The following is a 21,135-nucleotide window of genomic DNA, read 5'->3' as shown; positions in this document are numbered from 1 at the left end:
ATCCCTACATTTGTATGTTTACAGTCAAACGGCCCCGACTTAAAAAGGCGGGGCTATTGACCAGGAAACAACCATTCAACCGGCAAAGGCCTCTACAATTTTTGCAAGCGCCTTTTCCGTATTTTCTTTTGTATTGAAGGAGGTCAAGCGGAAGAAACCCTCTCCGCCAGCGCCAAATCCGGAGCCCGGCGTCCCAACTACCCCGCACTTTTCCAGCAACAGATCGAAAAATTCCCATGAGGAAACGCCTTGCGGTGTTTTGAGCCATACATAAGGGGAATTCTCACCGCCATAAACGGTAAAGCCCGCCTTCTTCAGCCCCTCACGGATGATTCTGGCATTGTTGAGGTAATAGGCAATATTGGCCCGAACCTCTTTTTTGCCTTCTTCCGAATAGACCGCCTCTGCGCCGCGCTGCACCACATAAGACACACCGTTCATCTTGGTGGATTGACGGCGATCCCAAAGTCTATTCAGCGATACGCCATCGTATTCAAGTTCTTTCGGAATCACGCTAAACGCACAGCGAGTTCCGGTGAATCCAGCTGTCTTGGAGAAGCTGCGGAACTCAATCGCACACTTCTTAGCGCCTTCGATCTCAAAAATGCTGTGGGGCATGTCCGGATCGGTGATAAATGCTTCATATGCTGCGTCATAGAGAAGGATGGCTTTGTGTTCCAATGCATAATCCACCCACTTCTTCAATGCTTCCTTGGTGATTCCCACGCCGGATGGATTGTTTGGGAAGCACAGGTAGATCATGTCCACAGGCTGCTGGGGGAGCTCTGGCAAAAAGCCGTTTTCTTCTTTACAGGGCATATAAACGATTTTGCTCCAACCCTTGCCTTCCACATAATCGCCAGCGCGTCCTGCCATAACATTGGTATCAACATAGACTGGATAAACCGGGTCGCAGACGGCGACAACATTGTCCACGCCAAAAATATCGCCGATGCTGCCCGTGTCGCTTTTCGCGCCATCGCTTACGAAAATTTCGTCCGCAGAAATGTCAACTCCACGGTCCTGAAAATCATTCTTTGCAATCGCTTCGCGCAGGAACCCATACCCCGCTTCCGGTCCATACCCGTGGAAGCTTTCCGCCTGGCCCATTTCTTTTGCGGCCGCGCACATGGCGTCTACCACCGCTTTCGGCAGTGGGCGGGTCACATCCCCGATTCCCAGACGGATAATCTCCTGATCCGGGTGTTTTTTCATGAAGGCGTTTACCTTATTATTGATGTCCACAAACAGATAGCTGGCAGGAAGCTTCACAAAATTCTCATTGACTTTCAGCAAATCAAAAAACCTCCTTAAGTTTGTTTTTTATTCTGGAATGTCCAATACCATATTATATCAGATTTCGACGGTTCCGTCAAAAACAAAAGCAGCTGGCCCTTCCATAAAAACCTCGTCCGTATTCGGGTCCCAGAAAATATGCAGATCGCCGCCGCGTAGATGGACGGTCACATCTCGATCTGTTTTTGCATTCAGCACAGAGGCCACCGCACAGGCACACGCTCCCGTGCCGCAAGCCCAAGTTTCACCAGAACCACGTTCCCAGACACGCATCCGAATCTCATGCGGTCCAAGCACCTGAACGAATTCAATATTGGCGCGTTCTGGGAAGATCGGGAGATTCTCCATCTCCGGCCCGATCGTAGGCAAGTCCAGTCCGCCGACCTCATCCACAAACGCCACCGCATGGGGATTTCCAACGGAAACACATGTAATTCTCCATACTCTGCCTGAAGCGGTCTGAACTTCCTCGTCCACAATGCGCTCTTTGTTAAAATGCGCCGGAATCTCTTCCGGCTTGAGTGCCGGCCGCCCCATATTGACACGCACAGAGGAAACTTTTCCATCCTCGATACGCAGCTGTAGGGTCTTTATACCGCTGCGCGTTTCTACCCGCAGGACATCCTTTTGGACGATCCCGCGGTCATAGACGTATTTTGCGACACAACGAATGCCATTGCCGCACATCTTGCCGATCGAACCGTCCGCATTAAACATCTCCATGCGGCAATCCGCTACATCGGAGGGAAGAATTAAAATCAGGCCGTCCGCGCCAATGCCAAACCGCCGGTCGCTCAACTGGATTGCCACCTCCGAGGGATTTTGAACCGTCTCCTCAAACCCATTGACATAGATATAATCGTTGCCAATACCATGCATTTTGGTAAATTTCATGGGGCCATCCTCCTTTACAAATCAAGCGCCGCACGCACGGAGCCGCATCCCACCGATTGTACGGCTGCCTCTTTCCTGGAAGCGTCTCTTCTTTACTGAACAATAAACTTTCGTCCTTTATCATCTTTATGCCCTTTAGACGGTTCTATTCAAAGTATCCAGCACAAGTATTGCTATTTCGCACAGCCTTTTGCCGGAATCCATACTTCGCTTTTGCAAGAACCGGTGGGCGGACGGTTCACTCATATTGCATTGCACCATCAGCTGCTCTTTTGCGCGCACGAGAATTTCTTTCTCCTCCATTCCACTGTTGGCTATGCGCTGTTTCAAGGCTTGCCCAGAACTCTCCGAGATCTGGACCAGCATATGAACACAAGCGGCCAACCGCCCGCGGTTCAGCGGCATCACCAGACAGGGGTCGTCCAAGGCCTCCGGCGGCAGTCCTCTCACAATATAAGAAACAGGTAGTCCGCCCGCATATTGCGCAACTGCTGAATGGCAGGCATTTCGGAGAGGGTAACGCCGCATACCACCACACCCCAACGGCTATATTCCATCAAGCGCAATAACTGTGCAGCCGTAGTGCACACAGCCGCCACCGGTATTCCTGCCGATCGTAGAACTGCGCTGATCTGTTTCGCATGATTTAGGTTCGTATTTGCAACAATTACATTGCCCACAATTCTCGTCCCTAACCTATCGACTAAAAGTGCATTTTAGAACTTATTTAAGTACCGTTCAATCTCCCATTGTGAGACGCGGGTGGTATATTCCTTCCACTCCTGACGCTTTGCTTCCACATATTTTGTATAAACATGCTCTCCCAGCGCTTTGCGGATAAACGGGTCAGCCTCCATACATTCCACCGCCTCGATCAGATCTGCCGGCAGATTTTCAATCCCCTGCTTCTCTCGTTCTGTTTCCTTCATATCGTAAATATTGGCGCTCACCGGCGGCGGTGGAGTCATCCCCTCTCGGATTCCTTCCAAGCCTGCTTGAAGCAACAGAGAAAAGACCAGATAAGGGTTACACGCTGGGTCTGGAGACCGCAATTCCACACGTGTTCCAACCCGCGGGTGTCCGGTACACGGATCAGCGCGCTGCGGTTACAGGTTGTCCAAGCGATATAACACGGGGCTTCGTAGCCGGGAACCAAGCGTTTGTAGGAGTTGACCAATGGATTGGTAATCGCACTGATGCTCTTGACATGCTTACAGATGCCTGCAATAAACTGATGAGCAATTTCGCTCAAGCCGGACTCGGAATCCGGGTCATAAAAAGCATTCTTGCCATCTTTAAAGAGGGACATGTTGGTGTGCATCCCCGAGCCGCATTGCCCATAGACCGGTTTGGGCATGAATGTAGCGCACAGGCCGTGAGAATCCGCCGCAGATTTCACCACCATCTTAAAAGTGAGGATGTTGTCCGCCGCCGAAAGTGCTTCGCTGTATTTGAAATCGATCTCATGCTGCGCGATTGCCACCTCATGATGGGAAGCTTCTATCTCAAATCCCATATCTTCCAAGGTCAGGCAGATGTCGCGGCGGCAGCTTTCTCCCAAATCGGATGGGCCCATGTCAAAATATCCTGCCGTATCATGGGTAATGGTAGTGGGGTGGCCGTACTCATCGGTATTGAACAGGAAGAATTCACATTCCGGCCCCACATTGAAACTATACCCCATATCCGCCGCTTCCCGAAGCGCTTTTCGCAGGATATAGCGTGGGTCTCCTTCAAAGGGCGTGCCGTCCGGCTTATAGACATCGCAGATCAGCCTGGCAATTTTTCCATGCTGGGTATGCCAAGGTAAAATGACAAAGGTATCTAAATCCGGCCAAAGGTACATATCGGATTCCTCAATCCGAACAAAACCTTCAATGGAAGACCCGTCGAACATACATTTATTATCCAGCGCTTTTTCCACTTGGCTTGTCGTGATGGCCACATTCTTCAAAGTGCCGAAAATGTCCGTAAATTGCAGCCTGACAAACTTCACGTCATTTTCCCGGATAATCCGGATGATGTCCTCCTTGGTGTATTTGCTCAAAGCCATATCCCCCTAAAAATAAAAATAACAAGGCTGCCCCTGTTTACAGAACCTCCTTGTCCCTCTTTTTCAGCCGCAGTACAGCCGAACAATATTGTCTTTATTTTATTCGATTTGTAAAGTTGTGTCAATCCTTTTCGTCGTGATGGCTTCGATTCATATTTATGCACAAATTTCCAGATGGATTCGGACGCTTTCCGGTGAAAACAGCATCGATTTTGCAATATTTTCTCCGACTTCCTGCAAAACCAGCAAAAAAATTTGATTTTTTCAGCGGTAAAATCTTGAAATGTCGGCATTCCTATGCTAAACTGTTGAAGTAAAAATTGTGCGTGCAGGCCAGTGCCGTTTTCTGTCATTCAAAACGGCTGGGGGTTCCCCTGTGCTCCGCCGCATGATCGCAAAAGCTTACAGATATTCTTAGTATAGGAGGCTTATGTATCATGTCCTATGTCAGTGAACAGTTGGAAAACGTCATCCGTCTCAACCAAAGCGAGCCGGAATTCATCCAGGCCGTTACAGAGGTTCTCAAATCCCTCGAGCCTGTGATTGAGCAAAATCCTCAGTATCAGAAGGCTGGCATTCTCGAGCGCATCACCGAGCCGGAGCGCCAGATCAAGTTCCGCGTGGCTTGGGTGGACGACAACGGCAAGGTGCAGGTCAACCGCGGCTATCGCGTACAGTTTAACTCCGCAATCGGACCCTACAAGGGTGGCCTGCGTTTCCATCCGTCCGTAAACCTCGGCATCATCAAGTTCCTTGGCTTTGAGCAGATCTTTAAGAATTCCCTGACGGGCCTGCCGATCGGCGGCGGCAAAGGCGGTTCCGACTTTGATCCGAAGGGCAAGTCCGACCGCGAGATCATGGCTTTCTGCCAGAGCTTCATGACAGAGTTGTACCGCCACATTGGTCCGGACACCGACGTGCCGGCCGGCGACATCGGCGTAGGCGGCCGTGAGATTGGTTACTTGTTTGGCCAGTATAAGAGAATTCGCAATGCCTATGAGGGTGTGCTCACCGGCAAGGGTCTGAACTTCGGCGGTTCTTTGGCCCGCACAGAGGCTACTGGTTACGGCCTTCTGTATTTCACAGACGCAATGTTAAAGGCCAACGGCAAGAGCATCGCTGGTTCTACCATCGCCATCTCCGGCGCTGGCAATGTCGCCATCTATGCCTGCCAGAAGGCACAGCAGCTCGGCGGCAAGGTAGTCACCATGAGCGATTCCACCGGCTGGATCTACGATCCGGAAGGCATTGATCTGGCTGCTATTAAGGAGATCAAAGAAGTGAAGCGCGCTCGTTTGACGGAATACAAGAATTATCGTCCGAACTCCGAGTATCATGAAGGGAAAGGTGTTTGGTCGGTCAAGTGTGACATCGCTCTTCCGTGCGCAACACAGAACGAGCTGCTGATCGACGACGCAAAGGCGCTTGTTGCAAACGGTGTCTTTGCGGTTGCGGAGGGTGCAAACATGCCGACCTCCATTGAAGCAACGGAATATTTGCAAGCAAACGGCGTTTTGTTTGCACCGGGCAAGGCCAGCAATGCTGGCGGCGTAGCGACCTCTGCGCTGGAAATGAGCCAGAACAGCATGCGTCTCTCCTGGAGCTTCGAAGAAGTCGATGCAAAGCTCAAGGGAATCATGGAGAACATCTTCAAGAATGCTGCCGATGCAGCTGAGAAGTACGGCTATCCGAAGAATTACGTGGTTGGCGCCAACATTGCAGGCTTTGTTAAGGTCGCAGATGCTATGATGGCAGAAGGCGTCATCTGATCAAATTCGGACAAGTTCTATTTGAACAGACAAGTGCCGTGCCGCTGGCGAGGCGGCATGGCTTGATCGGCCAACAATATCCGATATTGTAGAAGAAATAGCGGTATGTGGGTTAGGAAATAAGCGCTGAAAAATTCAGCGTTACATCCCTCTCACAACCGCTATTTTTTTGTCTATTGGGGGATATCGCCCTAATCGGACCAAAAAGAAATGGAGTAGGTGTAGAAACATGGAAAATACAACGGACAACAAGGCGCGTACCCTGTTAAAGAGATTTTTTCAACGGTATTTTGTAGACGCCATGAGTGCGATGGCACTCGGCCTGTTCTCTTCACTCATTATCGGCCTCATCATGTCTCAGCTGAGTATGGTTCCCTTTCTAACCTTTTTGGCCCCTTATTCGGAGATGGCAGCGGCTTCCTCTCCCGTGGTAGGTTCAGCGATTGGCGCTGCAATCGCCTGGGGGCTGAAAGCGAAACCGCTGGTGGTATTCTCCTGTGTCGTCTGCGGCGCGTTCGGCTACCAGGCGGGTGGACCGGTGGGAGACTTATGTGGCTGCTGTTGTAGGCGCGGAACTCGGGCGTCTGGTCAGTGGAAAAACCAAGGTCGACATTGTGGTGACGCCGATGCGTTGCCATCATTACCGGCAGTATTGCCGGGCAGTTTGTCGGCCCCTATATCCAGAACTTTATGAATGGGATCGGCGCAGTAATCAATCAGGCGACGGAACTCTCCCCTCTCCCGATGGGGATTCTTGTATCCGTCATTGTCGGCATGGTGCTCACTGCGCCGATCAGTTCTGCGGCTCTTTGTATCATGTTGGACTTGAGTGGACTTGCTGCAGGCGCTGCGGTTGTGGGGTGCTCCGCCCAGATGGTCGGTTTTGCAGTGGCCAGCTTCCGCGACAACCGGTGGGGCGGCCTTCTCTCTCAGGGAATCGGAACATCCATGCTACAATTCAGTAATATTATGAAAAAACCACAGATCTGGATTGCTCCCACTTTAGCCAGCGCTGTGCTTGGTCCAATTTCCACCTGTGTCTTTAAAATGACCAATACGGCTACCGGCGCGGGTATGGGAACCAGCGGTTTGGTTGGCCAGTTTGGCGCTTTTGCCGCCATGTCCGGCGCCGTCCCTCAATGGCAGATCCTCGCAGAGGTTCTCCTCCTTCACTTTATCGCCCCTGCCATTCTTACCTTTCTGTTTGACTTTGCTCTGCGCAAGGCAGGATGGATTAAAGCCGGGGACATGAAAATCAGCATTTGATCCTGGCCGGCGGCATGTTTTTTCACCTCTTCTCATACACCTATTAGGAGGATTGACAAGGAAGCAAAAAAGAGATAGAATAGTCTAACTTATTGTCAAATTCCGTATTTTACATAGCGAGGGGTTGCGCATGGACGTTGTTTCTTTGATCGGTATTGCCATCGGTCTTTCCATGGATGCATTCGCCGTCTCGATTACGAATGGAGCCGTGACGCGCAATGTGACAGTCGGTTTTGCAACAAAACTTGCGGCGAGCTTTGGACTGTTTCAGGCGGCCATGCCCATGATCGGTTGGACCATTGGAAAAGCTGGGGAAGGCCTGATTAGCAGCATCGACCATTGGATTGCCTTGATCCTGTTGGGGTATATCGGTATTCAAATGCTCTGGGAATCTCACAAAAAGGGGCATAAGGATTCGATCGATTGTCAGAAAGAACAGCCGGGACTAAAAACGATCCTTGCATTTGCTGTAGCGACCAGCATCGATGCGCTGGCAACCGGTATTATTCTTCCTACTGCGGTCGGTGCATCCACTCTCGCTCTGATGTTAGTCTCGGTGGTTTCCATCGGCGTCATCACGTTCCTCCTCTCCCTGGTTGGGGTAGCGATTGGAAAAAAGTTCGGTTCTCTCTGCTGTGGGAAAGCAGAAATTGTTGGTGGCGTTGTGCTCATCGCCATTGGTTTAAAAATTTTCCTGGAACATACCCTTTTTTCTTAAACGGTTGGATTTTCGCAAAGAAGGCGGCGTTTCTCTGTTTTGACGGAAAAGCGCCGTCTTCTTTGTTTGCCATGGCTGGGATTGTCCCTTGAAATTTCCAATCGGTATGATATAATATTAACAATTCAGTATCATGTATATAAATTGGAGGATTGCTCATGTCTGTAAAAGTATTAACTGCAAGAGAGGCGGCGGATCTCATTCCGAACGGCGTCAACCTTGCAACAAATGGTTTCATTGGCGCTTCCTTTCCGGAAGAAATCGCAATTGCAATCGAGCAGCGTTTTTTAGAGACCGGCGCACCAAACGATTTGACCTTGCTCTTCTGCGCCGCACAGGGCGATTCGAAAGATAAAGGACTTAACCATTTTGCGCACGACGGTATGGTTCGCCGTGCAATCGGTGGACACTGGGGCCTTGCACCGAAACTTGGTAAGATGGTAGCTGATAATAAGATTATCGCCTATGATTTCCCGCAGGGCGTTACGGCACACATGTTCCGCGATGCGGCTGCCCACAAGCCAGGCACCCTGACCCATGTGGGTCTCGGCACTTTTGTGGACCCACGCCGTTTGGGCGGCAAGCTCAACGATTTGACTCGTGAGCAGGAGGACCTGGTCGAGTTGATGGAAATCGGAGGCAAGGAGTACCTTTTCTATAAAAACCAGCCGGTCAATTTTGCCATTATCTCCGGTACATATGCGGATGAGGATGGAAACATCTCTATGGAACACCTCGGCGTCAAGGCGGAAGCGCTGGTCGTAGCGCAGGCTTGCAAAAACTCCGGTGGTACGGTCGTTGCACAGGTAGAACGTGTTGTGAAGTCCGGTTCCCTCGACCCACAAAAGGTAGAGGTTCCTGGCATTCTGGTGGATGCCGTTGTCGTTGTCAGCGATATGAAGAACCACATGCAGACGTTTGGCACTCAGTACAATCCTGGTTTTTCCGGTGAACACCGTATGGGCGCAGCAGAGTTTACCCCGCCCCTATGTCTCCCAAAAAGATCATTGCGCGCCGTGCGGCTATGGAATTGAAAAAGAATGGAATCGTTAATCTGGGAATTGGAATTCCCGAATACATTTCTTCCGTTGCTACAGAAGAGGGAATCTTGGATTGCTTTACTCTGACTGTAGAGTCTGGTTTAACGGGAGGCAGCCCGCAAAGCGGCTTAGATTTCGGTGCGAGTCTGAACCCTCAGTGCATCATGTCTCAACCCTCGATGTTTGACTTCTACCAAGGCGGTGGTTTGGACCAAGCATTCCTCGGCTTTGCAGAAGGCGATGAAGAGGGAAATGTCAATGTATCCAAGTTTGGTGTGAAGCTTCCTGGATGCGGCGGGTTTATCGATATTTCCCAAAACGCAAAACAGGTATTTTTCTGCGGTACGTTTACAGCAAAGGGCCTAAAAACGGAAGTTTCCGATGGGAAGCTGCACATTCTCTCGGATGGCAGTATCAGTAAATTTAAAACCGGGTTGGAGCATATCACCTTCAGCGCTGAGACGGCCAAGAAAAATCAGCAGCCCGTTATGTACATCACAGAACGCGCTGTATTCCAGCTCACTGAAAAAGGCTTGATTTTGATCGAGTATGCTCCAGGAGTCGATCTTGAAAAGGACATCTTCGCGCATATGCCGAAGAGGCCTCTGGTCTCCCCTGACCTCAAAGAGATGGATGCACGCATCTTCCGGGAGGAAATCATGGGGTTGGCTAAAGAATAATCCCTAGAAAAAGACAAGCTCCTTGGCAGGTATTTTTCCTGACCAAGGAGCTTTTTCTGATGGTTGGTTCCGACCCTCAAACCGTTCTACCAAAACCGCTATTGGCAAACGGGGATGTAAGCCATTCGCCGGAAACCGAAGTGCGCTTCCAAAACCTTTTGTAATCGTCCAAAAATATTTTTCCATTTGCCCTCTAATGGGGAAACTTTACAGGCATTACAAAATGTTGTGCCCCTACTTCATTCAAATGCCTTTGCTTGGAAAAAGATCTGCACGTCTTTATGAAGGCTTATAAAGGTATTCAATCGCTTTCCTATTCATCACATTGACATAAGGAGAACCCATTATGAGAAGAAAAGACCGGGAGAGAAGTCCCGAATTTGCAAAAGAAGTCCTCGATCATTGTAGCTATGCGGTCTTGGCAATGGTCAATACCGACGGTACCCCCTATTGTATACCGATTAGTACTGTACGTGAAGACGATTATCTCTATTTTCACTGTGCACTCCGGGGACAAAAGATTGAAAACCTCCGCGCCAATCCCGCTGTCTGCCTGACCGCAGTGGGACGTATTCGTATTCCGGAGGATGAATTCAGCGTTCAATACGAATCCGCTGTTGTCCATGGAACCGCACAGGAAGTTATCGAAGATGCTGAAAAGCTCCATGCCCTGCGTCTACTCTGTAAACATTATGTCCCTACAAATATGGCCCATTTTGATGCGGAGATCGCCAAGGATTTTCCTTATACAGGCGTCTGGAAAATCCATATAGAGCACATAACAGGCAAATCGAAGCCCATTACGGATGAATCGTAATGGGAACCATCCGATTCATCCTTCGGGAATTCACACCAGAAGATGTACAAAGGGTGTCCTCCCTGATATGCCGAAATCTACGGGAGATCAATTGTCACGATTATCCTCCCAAAATAATTGAACAGCTTGTTCAGGAGCATACTCCAGAAAGAATTCTTCGCATGTCCACAGAAGGAAAAACGTTTCTCGCAGATGTAGCAGGGAATCCAGCTGGTATTCTTCGAGTTCTTCCATCTTGGAATGTAAGCGCAGAGTACTGGCTGCGTACAGTCTTTGTTCTACCCGATTACCACGGTTGCGGAATTGGCCGCCAATTGGTGGAGGCAGGCGAACGGTTCATCCAACAACAAGGGGGATTTTCTGTACGTCTTTGTGCTTCTCGGACAGCTCATCTATTCTATCAAAGACTCGGCTACTGCGACCTGGAGAAGTTTCCCGATCGCGAAGGCCTGTATCCAATGCAAAAACTGTTGTAAGTACAGTCATTTTTTGCCTATGACATCGAATGATAATTGTGAAACTTCCCCCTGCGAATTGTATGATATGTAATTAGAGTCTGTGGGAGATCACAACGCTCTTAAATCGCTCGCTGACAGCCGCAAAAGCAATTGAACCTTTCCGAATAATAAGAGGACTTCCGAAAGGCTCTTGTAGCTGCGAAGAATCTTTTAATCAATCGGAAATACCAGCCCAGCAGAAGTTCCGTACGCAAAAAACGTTCTAAATCAAGGGATGATTGCTCTTCGCGAACTTCTTTCCAGAGACGTATTAAGCAAATGGGTTGCCAAGATGGAGCAGATGGATTAGAAGAGCTATACCTGCCGAAGTACCGCAGAGCTGAGCCTTTCTATAGCTTGCAAAGGCCGTAGCAGCGCCCCAATACCACAGAAATATATTCTAACGCGTGCAAGGAACCATCGCAAACGGCAGAGCGCCCCTCCAAAAAATCCAAAGCCAGGCGTCAAAAAGGCTCCACTTCTTTCAATCCTATCAGTGTCTATGGTGCAGAGGGCAGAGCTTTTCCAGTCCTCATTTATAGCAGTAAACAACATCACGACACAGGCATATGTGTGCAGCGATACCTGGTACCATTTTCTTTCACTTTATGCTACGGCGGTGTCTACTAATCCAGAGAACTGTAGTCCATGGGACAGGAGTAACTTCAGCAGTTGCTATTGGCCATAGCATTGTACTCCAGACACAATTTGTCGCAGAGATTGATTGGCAATGGCTGATGATAGAACCTATACGATGAAAAAGCTGCGTGATAGGCTCTGTATTTGCACACACCTCTATGATGAAGGAAGCTCTCGGAACCAATGTGTTGCAACCGTGGGAATAAAGTGTTTACTGCTCTCATTGCATAAGTTCTCATGAAAATATGCAACACTGTCATGCGTACCGCCCTGCACCGAAAGACAATTGTTTCCAAGGCTAAAAAGGCTGTCCCGAACCGCAGATATTCTGCTGAATTCGAGGCAGCCTTTTTGTTCCATTACAACTGTAACGATTTGGCCCCGCATCCGCTTTCATTCCGATGGAAAGCTCTTTTTCCTCACCCTTTTCCGGTTGGTCCGAAAAATAAGCGTAGCAACCTTTGAAGGAAAAAGTTCTATCATCCAATCTTTGTCCCTCTTTTGCACACAAGATAAACCGCATATAAGAAAGGCTATGGACGGTTCTTCCATAGCCTTTTTGCTGTTTGATGCTCTCACCTATGTAGAATTTCGTCAAACGTTTTCTCCTAGGGGAAAGCGTTGACCGCCGTCCCATGATCCCCAACGAGAATACAAACGTTATTCCACTCTTTACCGTGTGACACTCCATCTGTAGACTGGATTTCTACTTCGGTTCTTTTTACTGAAAAGAACCGTTTTATGCATAGGAACAACATCAACCGCCTATGCCAAGCCATGTCTGGAATTTCGGTAGATACCCCATCACAAAGATAATCAGGATCAAAACTGGCAGAACATATTTTAAATAGACACGCGCCCACTTTGGAAACTTAACGCCACGGCCTGTGTCCGCTTCTTTGACAAAATTGTCCCAACCCCAGCCCCGCTTACAAACGCAGAAAAGCAGATAAATCAAACTGCCAATTGGTAAGATGTTATTGGAAACCACGAAATCCTCGATGGTCTGAATATCCCCAATTCCCGGCAATGTGACACCGCTCCAGATATTAAAGCCCAACGCACAAGGCAGAGACAGAACTGTAACGGCAATTCCGTTGACAATAACAGCCTTTTTGCGGTTCCAGCCCCAACGATCCATGCAGAAGCTGATGAGATTTTCAAACACAGCAATGATCGTGGATAACGCCGCAAAACTCATAAACAGGAAGAACAGCGTCCCCCACAGACGACCGCCCCACATCTGCCCAAAGACGCTTGGCAGAGTAACAAATACCAATCCTGGCCCCTCGCCCGGATTTACATTGAAAGCAAAGCACGCCGGGAAAATAATCAATCCCGCCATCAGAGCTACAATCGTATCAAGGATTCCAATATTCAGAGCCTCTCCAGTCAATGCACGGTCTTTGCCAATATAGGACCCAAAGATCGCCATAGCTGAAATTCCCAGGCTCAGAGTAAAGAACGATTGCCCCATTGCAGCATATACTGCCTCACCAAAACTGGACCAACCATTTTCAAACATTTTTCCAAAATCCGGAACAAGATAGAATTTCAAGCCCTCTGCTGCACCGTCCAGGGTAACGCTTCGCACGCACAGGACAATCATAATGAGGAATAAACAGCTCATCATGACTTTGGTAATACGCTCAACGCCTTTCTGCAATCCCATGCTGCACACCAAAAATCCCAAAATAATGGTCACCAGCATCCAACCGATCAACTCTCCAGGATTTGCAAGCATGTTGGAAAAAACGATGTCAGGGGTTGCCGTATCAAACACACCCGTCGCACTCTTGACAATATAACTGAGCATCCAACCGCCGACAGTTGTATAGAACATCATTAACAGATAACAGCCGCCAAACCCAAGCCAACTGTACCAGTGCCATTTGGTTCCCTTAGGCTCCAAAATGTGAAAACTTTTCGCACAGCTCTTTTGACTGGCACGTCCCACTGCGAATTCCATCACCATGACTGGCAATCCTAAAATCACAAGAAATAGCAGATACAGAATGACAAACGCTGCACCGCCATATTTTCCTGTGATGTAGGGGAACCTCCAAACATTTCCGAGGCCGATGGCGCATCCAGCCGAAATCAGAATAAATCCCAGGCGAGATGCAAATTTTTCTCTTTGTTGCATGTAAACTCTCCTCTTTCTCAGCTGCACGCAAGGCCCCCTCAGCCCAAACCACAGCTTTTTTACTACTATTTTATCAAAAAGTACTTATTTGGACAAGATCAACGTTCCAGAAAATGTGAAAAAAGCGGATATTTGGCCTAAAAAAATGAGGATGCTCCTAAACTACAACCCTTTCGATTCATAGGAATGGGGCACCCTCTTTCTATTTGGAAAAACATCTGCGTTTCTAAAAAAACGAGGGCATCCTTCAAGTCATTTCATGACTTTGAGGACACCCTTTTGGTTTCTTATTATTTTATAGCTCCGCGATGGAAACCTCACCCTGGATCTTGACCCAATCCGCATGAAAATCGTCCACAGCCTTTTTAATGGCAGCCATTCCAAATGCCTCATGCAGCAGGGAAGGTTGCAGGGTAGCTGTATGGGCACCCGCCATTAAAGCGTTTGTCACCTGTGCGATGTTCTTAAAGCTAGCGGCCAAAATCTTAGTTTCAGAGTCATTTTCGTCGATCATCTGGCGGAATGCCGCTATGGTATCGCAGGAATCAATATCCAAATTTTCCATCCGGTTGTAATAAGGGGCAATAAAATCGGCACCGCACGCAATCGCCATAAATCCTTGGATTTTGCTATAGATGGCTGTCGCTGTCACATGAACTCCTTCGGCCTTAAGGGCACGCATCGCTTTAAGTCCCTCTTCCGTTGTGGGGACCTTGATATAGACCAAATCATCTACATTTTTCAATATCGCGCGTGCTTCCTTGAGAATTCCCTCGCAATCCTCCGCGATCACCTGCATGTGCAGCGTTTTCTCCGGACCGATGATCTGACGGATCTTTCGCATGTGTGAAAATAGATCAATCTTTCCTTCTGCCTTTAAAATGCTCGGATTGCTCGTCACGCCGGTAATCGGAAAATAAGCGCTGTATTTTTCAATGGCCTCCAGATTCGCACTATCAAATAAAAATTCCATGACAACCGATTCCTTTCCTTTCAATTTTCACCACATTCAGATCACTTGCTCCGTGCGTTCGATGATGTCATCCTGCGTTTGACGGGACAGAACATTGAAGAAGGCACTATAGCCTGCCACACGCACAATCAGATCCCGATGGTTTTCCGGATGTACCTGGGCATCCTTTAAAGTCTCGCGCGAAACAACATTAAACTGCACATGGAACCCATGCAGGGTGTCAAAGAACACGCGCAGCATAGCAATCAACTTTTGCCGGTTCTCTTCTTTCTCCAACATCTGCGGGTTGACCTTTTGGTTCAGCAAAACGCCGCCGGTAATCTTATCGGTTGGCAGCTTAGAGATGGATTTAAATACCGCGGTAGGTCCGTGCTTATCCGCCGCATGGGACGGCGAGCATCCCTCCGCCAGTGGCTCTCCCGCTTTACGTCCATCCGGGGTTGCTGTGGTACCAGCTCCCTGAGGGACATTGGCTGAGATCGAAGAAGTCCCTGCATAGTATACCCCTCCAATAGGACCACGTCCATACCGAGTATTGTGATAATGGGACAGCTCATCGATGTAGATGTCATAAGAAGCGCGAGTCAGTGAATCCACATAGTCGTCATCGTTGCCATACTTCGGAGCAGCAATCAACAATTTGCGAATGTGTTCCCCCTCTTCCCCGGCAAAATTGTTCATCAGAGCGTCCCAAAGTTGTGCTGGAGTCATCGCGTGATCTTCAAACACACATTTCTTAATCGCCGCCAGGGAATCTCCCTGATTGGCGATTCCTACCTGCAGGTCGCTGATAAAATCGTAGACTGCACCGCCTTCTTTGAGATTCAGTCCACGTTCGATACAATCGTCACATAGGGCAGAACAAAGAATATCCGCTGTATCTTTCTCTAAGACCGTGTCACAGCAGTTGTCGATGATCACGCACTGACGGGTGAACTCGCGGATGATTTTATCCCAAGCCGCCATGACCTGGTCAAAAGAGGTCATATCCTTGAAATGTCCCACACCCTCGCATACTTTGATTCCCGACTCAATGTCAACGCCATCATTCAACGCGATCATCAGGGATTTGGGGAAATTCAGAAAACTCATACCTGTACAGCGGTATCCCCACTTGCCCGGGACCGCCACTTCCACACAGCCAATCGCGCTGTAATCATACGCATCTTCCGGCTTCACGCCCTTCGCTATAAAAGACGGAATGATGATTTCATCGTTGTTAAACGCCGGCATGCCAAACCCCAAGCGCATAACCTCGATGGCTTCCTGCATAAAGTCTGCTGGCAGATTCTTGTGATAACGTACAGTTAAATTCGGTTGAGTCAGGCGGGTTTGAGCTACACTGCGCAAAATCAAGAAACTCAACGGATTGACTGCGTCTTTACCATCCGGCGTCTGTCCACCAACCGTAACATTCTGGTAGAGCGGGCTTCCAGCAGAAAAACGGGTGTGACTCCATGAACGAATCTTGTTGATTGTATAGGTCTTTAACCACAGATTGGTCAATAATTCACAGGCAGTTTCCTCTGTAATACGGCCTTCCTGTAAATCTTTTTCATAATATGGATCAAGATACTGGTCCATCCGGCCATAGGAGAGCGAATGGCCGTTGCTCTCAATTTGTAAACAGAGATGCACCAACCACAGAGCCTGCACCGCCTCATAAAAGGTTTCTGCGGGTTCATAAGGAACTTTATTGAGCACACGGCTCATTTCAAGTAGTTCTGCCCGGCGCCCCTCATCCGACTCCTCTTGCGCCATTTTAAACGCCAAATTCGCATACCGCTTCGCAAAAGCGACCGTCGCATCCACCACAATCAGAACGGCGCGATAAAAATACGATTTATGCAGGTTTTCCGCTTCCGTCAAGTCGAGTTCCCGGAGTTTTTGCTCGGCACGGGCGCGGTATTCCTTTAAACCCTTTTGCAGCATCCGGCGGTAATTGACCGCAACATGCGCATCGCCAGAAGTGATATTCCCTTCTGCCTTAATAATTCCCAAATCGTAGAATACCTTTGCCGATTCCGGCATCGCCGCTAGGCCGCGCTCTTTGGTGGTATTATGTTCCCAGAAAGGAGCGATGTCGCGCAATACCTGCTTATTCTCCTCTGTAATATAGAAACGGTCGCCATCACGCTGATCAAACTGGTCTAGCTCGTCGATCACCCAGTCCATTGCGTATTCTGGAAAAATGGGAGCAGCGCGGTTGCTGGACGCCTGATTTCCAGCCAGCAAGGTCTGCGGCTCGATAAAAATACTCATCCCGTTTAGGACGTTGCGATACATCAAGGCGCGACGAATAGCCAACGGCTGATCCATATTTTCGCGATAAGTCTGCGTGGTAATCTTTGCTCGCTCTACACAAACCATGGGCTTGGCATTTAAAAGCTCCTCACGGAAATCATGCATCCGGGTGGTCAATTCTCCAAAATGGCTCATAAGAAGTCCTCCTATATCATCCATATAAATCTAGATGGAACAACTGATAAAAATCATTAAGAAAACAGCAGCTCTGCTGCGCCAATGATTCCAAAATTGTCCCCCAACTCGGCGAATTTGAAATATACTGGCAAATCATTGCCGTTATATTGATCAAACAACTCCCGAATGCGTGGGAACAAGCGGTCTCCAAAATGGACCAAGCCGCCTCCAAAGACAAAACAATTGATGTTTAGCACCTGGTATAGATTATAAAGCCAAACTGCTAAATATTGTGCCATCTGTTCTACGGCCCATTTCGCCATGGAGTCCCCACGATCGAAAGCCTGCTGGATATGTACAGCGGTGATCTGCTCAGGGCTACCCGCTAATTCCGTCATCAACGTCTGTTCTCCCGCGGCAATTCGATTGCGGATGTGTTTGACAATCATCGACCCTGAACAGTACGACATGAAGCATCCTTTGTTCCGGCAACCACACTCAATACCTTTTCCAGGTGTAATCAGCATATGGCCCGTCTCTCCAGCCCAACCATACCGGCCGCGGAAGAGCTGATTATTGATGATAATACCGCTGGCAATTCCAGTGCTAACTGCACAATACACCATGTGCTGAAAACCCCGTCCAGCCCCTTTTTTATGCTCTGCCAATGCTGCAACATGCGTATCGTTATCCAGAATAACCCGCATCCCATTGAGTTGCTTCATTAGGTATTCACGGGCCGGAAAATCGTGGATTTTTGTCAAATTGGTTGTTTTGATAATTTTTCCTTCTTCAAACAAGATGTAGGATGGCATCCCAATTCCGATTCCCCTCATCTGTTCCGCTTTTAGATTGTGTTCCTGTATAAGAGCCCAAATGTCCTTTGCCAGTGCATCAAAAAACGGCCCCGCTTCCAACTCTGGGTCCGATGGGACCTTTTTCGAGCCACCAAGTTTTGCTCTCCATCGAATAAACCGTACGCAATTTTCGTCCCGCCAACATCCACGCCGATTGTGTACTGTTCCATTTCGAATGCCCCTTTCTGCCACAGAATGCATCTGCGGCCATTCCGTTTTTGTTACACCTATATTATAACACTGTGCCTTCAAATGTCAATACATAATTTACATTCGTAAGTATTTTTGATTCAAACAGTTCTATTTTTCTTTACAAATTGTCCTTGATTTGCTATAATCAAGAGGACAAAGGGGGAACTTTTATGGAAAGTAAAGGCTGTATTTTTAATATTCAGAAATTCAGCACCAACGATGGGCCCGGCATCCGCACGACGGTTTTTTTTAAGGGTTGCCCGCTGCACTGCGGCTGGTGTTCCAATCCCGAATCACAAGCTCAGAAGCCGCAAATTCTTTGGGATCTATCAAAATGTATACGTTGCCAACAATGTATTCAGGCATGCCCACAGGGCGCCATCCAATTTCATTCGGAAAAGAATTGTATCCATTTTGATCTTAAACGCTGCATCGGTTGTGGCACTTGTGTGGCTAAGTGTCCCCAGGAAGCTCTCACCCTGGAGGGGGAATGGAAAAGCGTCGACGAGGTGACCCGTATCTGTCTACAGGACCGTGTTTTTTATGAAGGTTCCGGTGGAGGAGTCACTCTTTCGGGCGGGGAACCAATGATGCAGGCCGACTTTGCCGCTGAATTGTTACACCGCCTCAAACAAGAAGGGATTTCCACGGCCATCGAAACGACTGGTTTTGCTCCTGCCTCTGTATTTCATCGGCTGATGCCGGATATCGATCTCTATTTATTTGATTGCAAACAGTATGACTGTCAAAAGCATCTCGCGGCAACCGGGGTTCCCAACGATCAGATTCTTCAGAATTTGAAAACAGCTCTACAAGCGGGAAAGGATGTAATCGTTCGAATTCCGGTGATTCCAGGCGTCAATAGTTCGTTAGAAGATGCAGAAGGTTTTTGTGCAGTTCTCAGACCCCTTGGCGCCAAACGGATCAACCTTTTGCCATTCCATCAGTTTGGAGAGCGAAAGTATGACTTTTTAAATAGGAATTATCAGCTACGTGGAATTTCTGCGCTACATGAATCTGATTTAACAGCATTTCGCGATATTTTTGTGAAGAACGGCTTTGACTGTTATTTCTGACTTTCAGGTTTTGCATCCTATGTAGGTCTTACAATCCCCTTCCCATACAGCTTTCTTTTCTATAAATTACAGAGAAGCGCCCCCAATATGGCACGAGCCATATTGGGGGCGCATTTTTCAGTTATTCTCCTCATTCGACTCTTCTCCAGGAACCTTACGAACTTCAATTCTTTGGAGCTGGAGAAAATCCTCTGCGTCTTTTGGGATTGCGTCATCCGTCTGAACAATTGCAACTTGTTTGGTTGGCAAAAGTGTGACCACCCCTTGCCTCGAAAACTTACTGGATTCCGTCAACACAATCACCTTGTCCGCCTGTCCAGCCATATCCCGCACGGTCTCTGCACGCAAAAGATCGTTACCTGTGAAACCGCTCTCCTTTCGGAAACCATCCGCCCCGATAAAAAGCTTCTCAACAAAAAAGTTCCGTGCACATTGGCGGGCAACCGGCCCCACCATCACCTGGGATTCATTTTGGTAGTCTCCCCCCAAAAGAATGATCTTTGCTGTGGGCAATCGCCGGACATATCCCGCAATAAAAGCGGAATTGGTCACAATGGTCACATCGCGCTTGCGTGTACAAAGCTCATCCGCAAGCAAGGCGCAACAAGAACCAGACTCGATCATCACCGTTTCTCCGTCTCGGACGAGGCTAGCAGCGGCCTGTGCAATCCGGCGCTTTAACTCGTAGTGATAGGCAAGACGGTTATTGATGTCATCGTTCGAACATAGAAGCGCGTAACCATGTTCCCGTTTAATCAGGCCTTTGGCCTCCAGTTGATCCAAATCCTTGCGGGTGGTGACCTGGGATACTTGCAAAAGCTGTGCCAGTTTTGCCACCTCAATGCGGTTGTGCTCTGTTACGATCTCCAAAATTTTTGTCTGCCGGTTCGTCATGTGCCTCATCCTCTCTGAAAGAGATTTTAACACAAATTGATTACGAATACCAGATATATCTTTTCATTTGCAAGTCTATCAACCGTTTTTTAACTGCCAAAAAACAATGTGGCCCCGACAAACGTCGGGACCTACACCCATTATAAATATAACATCTTAAACCGCTATGATTGCGCTGTCTCATCGGCAGGGGATTCTTCGCTGATACGAAGCATCCGGTATCCCACTCCGATATGCGTCTGGATATACTTCGGCTGTGAAGGGTCACGTTCGATTTTCTTTCGCAAGGTTGCCATGAACACACGAAGGGAAGGCGTGTCGGTTTCGAGGGCGCTGCCCCAAATTTCCCGAAGAATAAAGTTATGGGTCAGTACTTTCCCAACATTCTTCGCCAACAGGCACAGTAGCTTATATTCAATGGGCGTCAAGTGTACCGTTTTTCCATCTACATTCGCACAGCCGGCTGCATAATCGATCTCCAATCCTCCGTTGCGAAAAATCGCCTCCTCCGGTTGGTGCATTCGCTCATAATTCACCCTCCGAAGAGAGACACGCAAACGTGCCAATAATTCCTCCACACTAAACGGTTTTGTCAGATAATCGTCTGCCCCGGCATCCAACGCGCCGATCTTATCCTGATCCTCACTGCGCGCACTGACCACTATAATCGGCAGATTGGACCATTCGCGCACCTTACGGATGATGTCCACTCCATCCATGTCTGGGAGCCCCAAGTCCAAAATCATCACATCCGGTCTTTGGGATACAGCCTCTAAAATAGAAGCTGCGCCCGTCTCTACCGCATGATAGCGGTATCCCTGGGTATCCAGCGTCGTAGTAATCAAGCTTCGAATGGCCCGGTCATCCTCGACCACCAATATTAAAGGTTGATTTTTCATGGCATCAT

18 protein-coding genes and 2 pseudogenes are annotated in these 21,135 nt (G+C 48.6%); 8 read left to right on the top strand and 12 right to left on the bottom strand.

The features are described from left to right. Positions 1-75 precede the first annotated feature (75 nt). The 6 genes and pseudogenes from ACGCCZ_RS12125 to ACGCCZ_RS12100 all read right to left on the bottom strand — a co-directional run bounded on the left by ACGCCZ_RS12125 (position 76) and on the right by ACGCCZ_RS12100 (position 4,596). The gene (locus ACGCCZ_RS12125) at positions 76-1,296 is read right to left on the bottom strand and encodes an LL-diaminopimelate aminotransferase (RefSeq protein ID WP_054324271.1); all 1,221 of its coding nucleotides are present in this window, start codon (positions 1,294-1,296) and stop codon (positions 76-78) included. 57 nt (positions 1,297-1,353) lie between these two features. Continuing rightward, positions 1,354-2,190, bottom strand: coding sequence for a diaminopimelate epimerase (gene dapF / locus ACGCCZ_RS12120; protein WP_411656145.1), 837 nt, complete (start codon positions 2,188-2,190; stop codon positions 1,354-1,356). A gap of 135 nt (positions 2,191-2,325) precedes the next feature. Continuing rightward, positions 2,326-2,640 carry an ANTAR domain-containing protein gene (locus ACGCCZ_RS12115; RefSeq protein ID WP_411656144.1) on the bottom strand — a complete coding sequence of 105 codons (315 nt, stop codon included), beginning with the start codon at positions 2,638-2,640 and terminating at the stop codon, positions 2,326-2,328. Continuing rightward, positions 2,637-2,870 carry a hypothetical protein gene (locus ACGCCZ_RS12110; protein WP_411656143.1) on the bottom strand — a complete coding sequence of 78 codons (234 nt, stop codon included), beginning with the start codon at positions 2,868-2,870 and terminating at the stop codon, positions 2,637-2,639. Before ACGCCZ_RS12110 ends, ACGCCZ_RS12115 begins: the two co-directional genes overlap by 4 nt. 36 nt (positions 2,871-2,906) lie before the next feature. Then, positions 2,907-4,237 (bottom strand): annotated as a pseudogene (locus tag ACGCCZ_RS12105) (glutamine synthetase family protein). Further along, positions 4,234-4,596: a hypothetical protein gene (locus ACGCCZ_RS12100; protein WP_411656142.1), complete on the bottom strand. Its 363-nt coding sequence runs from the start codon at positions 4,594-4,596 to the stop codon at positions 4,234-4,236. Before ACGCCZ_RS12100 ends, ACGCCZ_RS12105 begins: the two are co-directional and overlap by 4 nt. A gap of 84 nt (positions 4,597-4,680) precedes the next feature. Between ACGCCZ_RS12100 and gdhA the strand changes: the two genes are divergently transcribed. The 7 genes and pseudogenes from gdhA to ACGCCZ_RS12065 all read left to right on the top strand — a co-directional run bounded on the left by gdhA (position 4,681) and on the right by ACGCCZ_RS12065 (position 11,009). Further along, positions 4,681-6,012: an NADP-specific glutamate dehydrogenase gene (gene gdhA, locus ACGCCZ_RS12095; RefSeq protein WP_054324266.1), complete on the top strand. Its 1,332-nt coding sequence runs from the start codon at positions 4,681-4,683 to the stop codon at positions 6,010-6,012. A 229-nt stretch (positions 6,013-6,241) separates the two neighbouring features. Beyond that, positions 6,242-6,706, top strand: a complete 465-nt coding sequence (locus ACGCCZ_RS12090) for a PTS sugar transporter subunit IIC (protein ID WP_411656141.1) — start codon at positions 6,242-6,244, stop codon at positions 6,704-6,706. Next, a complete protein-coding gene (locus ACGCCZ_RS12085) occupies positions 6,703-7,278 on the top strand; it encodes a PTS sugar transporter subunit IIC (RefSeq protein WP_411656140.1) in 576 nt (191 codons plus the stop codon). Before ACGCCZ_RS12090 ends, ACGCCZ_RS12085 begins: the two co-directional genes overlap by 4 nt. A 130-nt stretch (positions 7,279-7,408) precedes the next feature. Continuing rightward, positions 7,409-7,996, top strand: coding sequence for a manganese efflux pump MntP family protein (locus tag ACGCCZ_RS12080; RefSeq protein WP_085533127.1), 588 nt, complete (start codon positions 7,409-7,411; stop codon positions 7,994-7,996). A 158-nt stretch (positions 7,997-8,154) separates the two neighbouring features. Beyond that, positions 8,155-9,716, top strand: a pseudogene (locus ACGCCZ_RS12075) (acyl CoA:acetate/3-ketoacid CoA transferase). A gap of 346 nt (positions 9,717-10,062) precedes the next feature. Beyond that, positions 10,063-10,533 (top strand): pyridoxamine 5'-phosphate oxidase family protein, encoded by a 471-nt coding sequence (locus tag ACGCCZ_RS12070; RefSeq protein ID WP_054324264.1) that lies wholly within the window; start codon positions 10,063-10,065, stop codon positions 10,531-10,533. Next, positions 10,533-11,009: a GNAT family N-acetyltransferase gene (locus ACGCCZ_RS12065; RefSeq protein ID WP_054324263.1), complete on the top strand. Its 477-nt coding sequence runs from the start codon at positions 10,533-10,535 to the stop codon at positions 11,007-11,009. The genes ACGCCZ_RS12070 and ACGCCZ_RS12065 overlap by 1 nt, the downstream gene beginning before the upstream one ends. Before the next feature lie 1,417 nt (positions 11,010-12,426). Here the strand turns inward: ACGCCZ_RS12065 and ACGCCZ_RS12060 are convergent. The 4 genes from ACGCCZ_RS12060 to ACGCCZ_RS12045 form a co-directional block, all read right to left on the bottom strand. After that, complete coding sequence (locus ACGCCZ_RS12060) at positions 12,427-13,815, bottom strand: sodium-dependent transporter (protein ID WP_054324261.1); 1,389 nt, start codon at positions 13,813-13,815, stop codon at positions 12,427-12,429. Between the two features lie 295 nt (positions 13,816-14,110). Next, complete coding sequence (locus ACGCCZ_RS12055; RefSeq protein WP_411656139.1) at positions 14,111-14,812, bottom strand: fructose-6-phosphate aldolase; 702 nt, start codon at positions 14,810-14,812, stop codon at positions 14,111-14,113. Positions 14,813-14,824: 12 nt separating this feature from the next. Further along, positions 14,825-17,227, bottom strand: coding sequence for a glycyl radical protein (locus ACGCCZ_RS12050; protein WP_054324259.1), 2,403 nt, complete (start codon positions 17,225-17,227; stop codon positions 14,825-14,827). Between the two features lie 56 nt (positions 17,228-17,283). Next, positions 17,284-18,258: an ROK family protein gene (locus ACGCCZ_RS12045; protein WP_411656138.1), complete on the bottom strand. Its 975-nt coding sequence runs from the start codon at positions 18,256-18,258 to the stop codon at positions 17,284-17,286. A gap of 170 nt (positions 18,259-18,428) precedes the next feature. On the opposite strand from ACGCCZ_RS12045, the gene ACGCCZ_RS12040 reads away from it, so the two are divergent. Further along, positions 18,429-19,334, top strand: coding sequence for a glycyl-radical enzyme activating protein (locus ACGCCZ_RS12040; protein ID WP_085533139.1), 906 nt, complete (start codon positions 18,429-18,431; stop codon positions 19,332-19,334). A 117-nt stretch (positions 19,335-19,451) separates the two neighbouring features. Here the strand turns inward: ACGCCZ_RS12040 and ACGCCZ_RS12035 are convergent, their stop codons facing one another. Then, entirely contained in the window at positions 19,452-20,228 is a 777-nt protein-coding gene (locus ACGCCZ_RS12035; RefSeq protein WP_054324257.1) for a DeoR family transcriptional regulator, read from the bottom strand. A gap of 164 nt (positions 20,229-20,392) precedes the next feature. Continuing rightward, positions 20,393-21,127 carry a response regulator gene (locus tag ACGCCZ_RS12030; RefSeq protein WP_054324256.1) on the bottom strand — a complete coding sequence of 245 codons (735 nt, stop codon included), beginning with the start codon at positions 21,125-21,127 and terminating at the stop codon, positions 20,393-20,395. Positions 21,128-21,135: the final 8 nt, after the last annotated feature.

The sequence above is a fragment of the Anaeromassilibacillus sp. SJQ-1 genome, assembly GCF_046693725.1.
Lineage (GTDB): Bacteria > Bacillota > Clostridia > Oscillospirales > Acutalibacteraceae > Anaeromassilibacillus.
The sequence above is the reverse complement of the archived record's forward strand: the minus strand, read 5'-3'. Positions and strand labels throughout refer to the sequence as shown.

Coding starts and splice junctions, on each gene's coding strand:
- ACGCCZ_RS12050 (WP_054324259.1), bottom strand. CDS start 17,227: ATGAGCCATTTTGGAGAATTGACCACCCGGATGCATGATTTCCGTGAG.
- ACGCCZ_RS12100 (WP_411656142.1), bottom strand. CDS start 4,596: ATGACAGAAAACGGCACTGGCCTGCACGCACAATTTTTACTTCAACAG.
- ACGCCZ_RS12040 (WP_085533139.1), top strand. CDS start 18,429: ATGGAAAGTAAAGGCTGTATTTTTAATATTCAGAAATTCAGCACCAAC.
- ACGCCZ_RS12035 (WP_054324257.1), bottom strand. CDS start 20,228: ATGACGAACCGGCAGACAAAAATTTTGGAGATCGTAACAGAGCACAAC.
- ACGCCZ_RS12030 (WP_054324256.1), bottom strand. CDS start 21,127: ATGAAAAATCAACCTTTAATATTGGTGGTCGAGGATGACCGGGCCATT.
- ACGCCZ_RS12090 (WP_411656141.1), top strand. CDS start 6,242: ATGGAAAATACAACGGACAACAAGGCGCGTACCCTGTTAAAGAGATTT.
- ACGCCZ_RS12065 (WP_054324263.1), top strand. CDS start 10,533: ATGGGAACCATCCGATTCATCCTTCGGGAATTCACACCAGAAGATGTA.
- ACGCCZ_RS12080 (WP_085533127.1), top strand. CDS start 7,409: ATGGACGTTGTTTCTTTGATCGGTATTGCCATCGGTCTTTCCATGGAT.
- ACGCCZ_RS12060 (WP_054324261.1), bottom strand. CDS start 13,815: ATGCAACAAAGAGAAAAATTTGCATCTCGCCTGGGATTTATTCTGATT.
- gdhA (WP_054324266.1), top strand. CDS start 4,681: ATGTCCTATGTCAGTGAACAGTTGGAAAACGTCATCCGTCTCAACCAA.
- ACGCCZ_RS12070 (WP_054324264.1), top strand. CDS start 10,063: ATGAGAAGAAAAGACCGGGAGAGAAGTCCCGAATTTGCAAAAGAAGTC.
- dapF (WP_411656145.1), bottom strand. CDS start 2,190: ATGAAATTTACCAAAATGCATGGTATTGGCAACGATTATATCTATGTC.
- ACGCCZ_RS12085 (WP_411656140.1), top strand. CDS start 6,703: ATGAATGGGATCGGCGCAGTAATCAATCAGGCGACGGAACTCTCCCCT.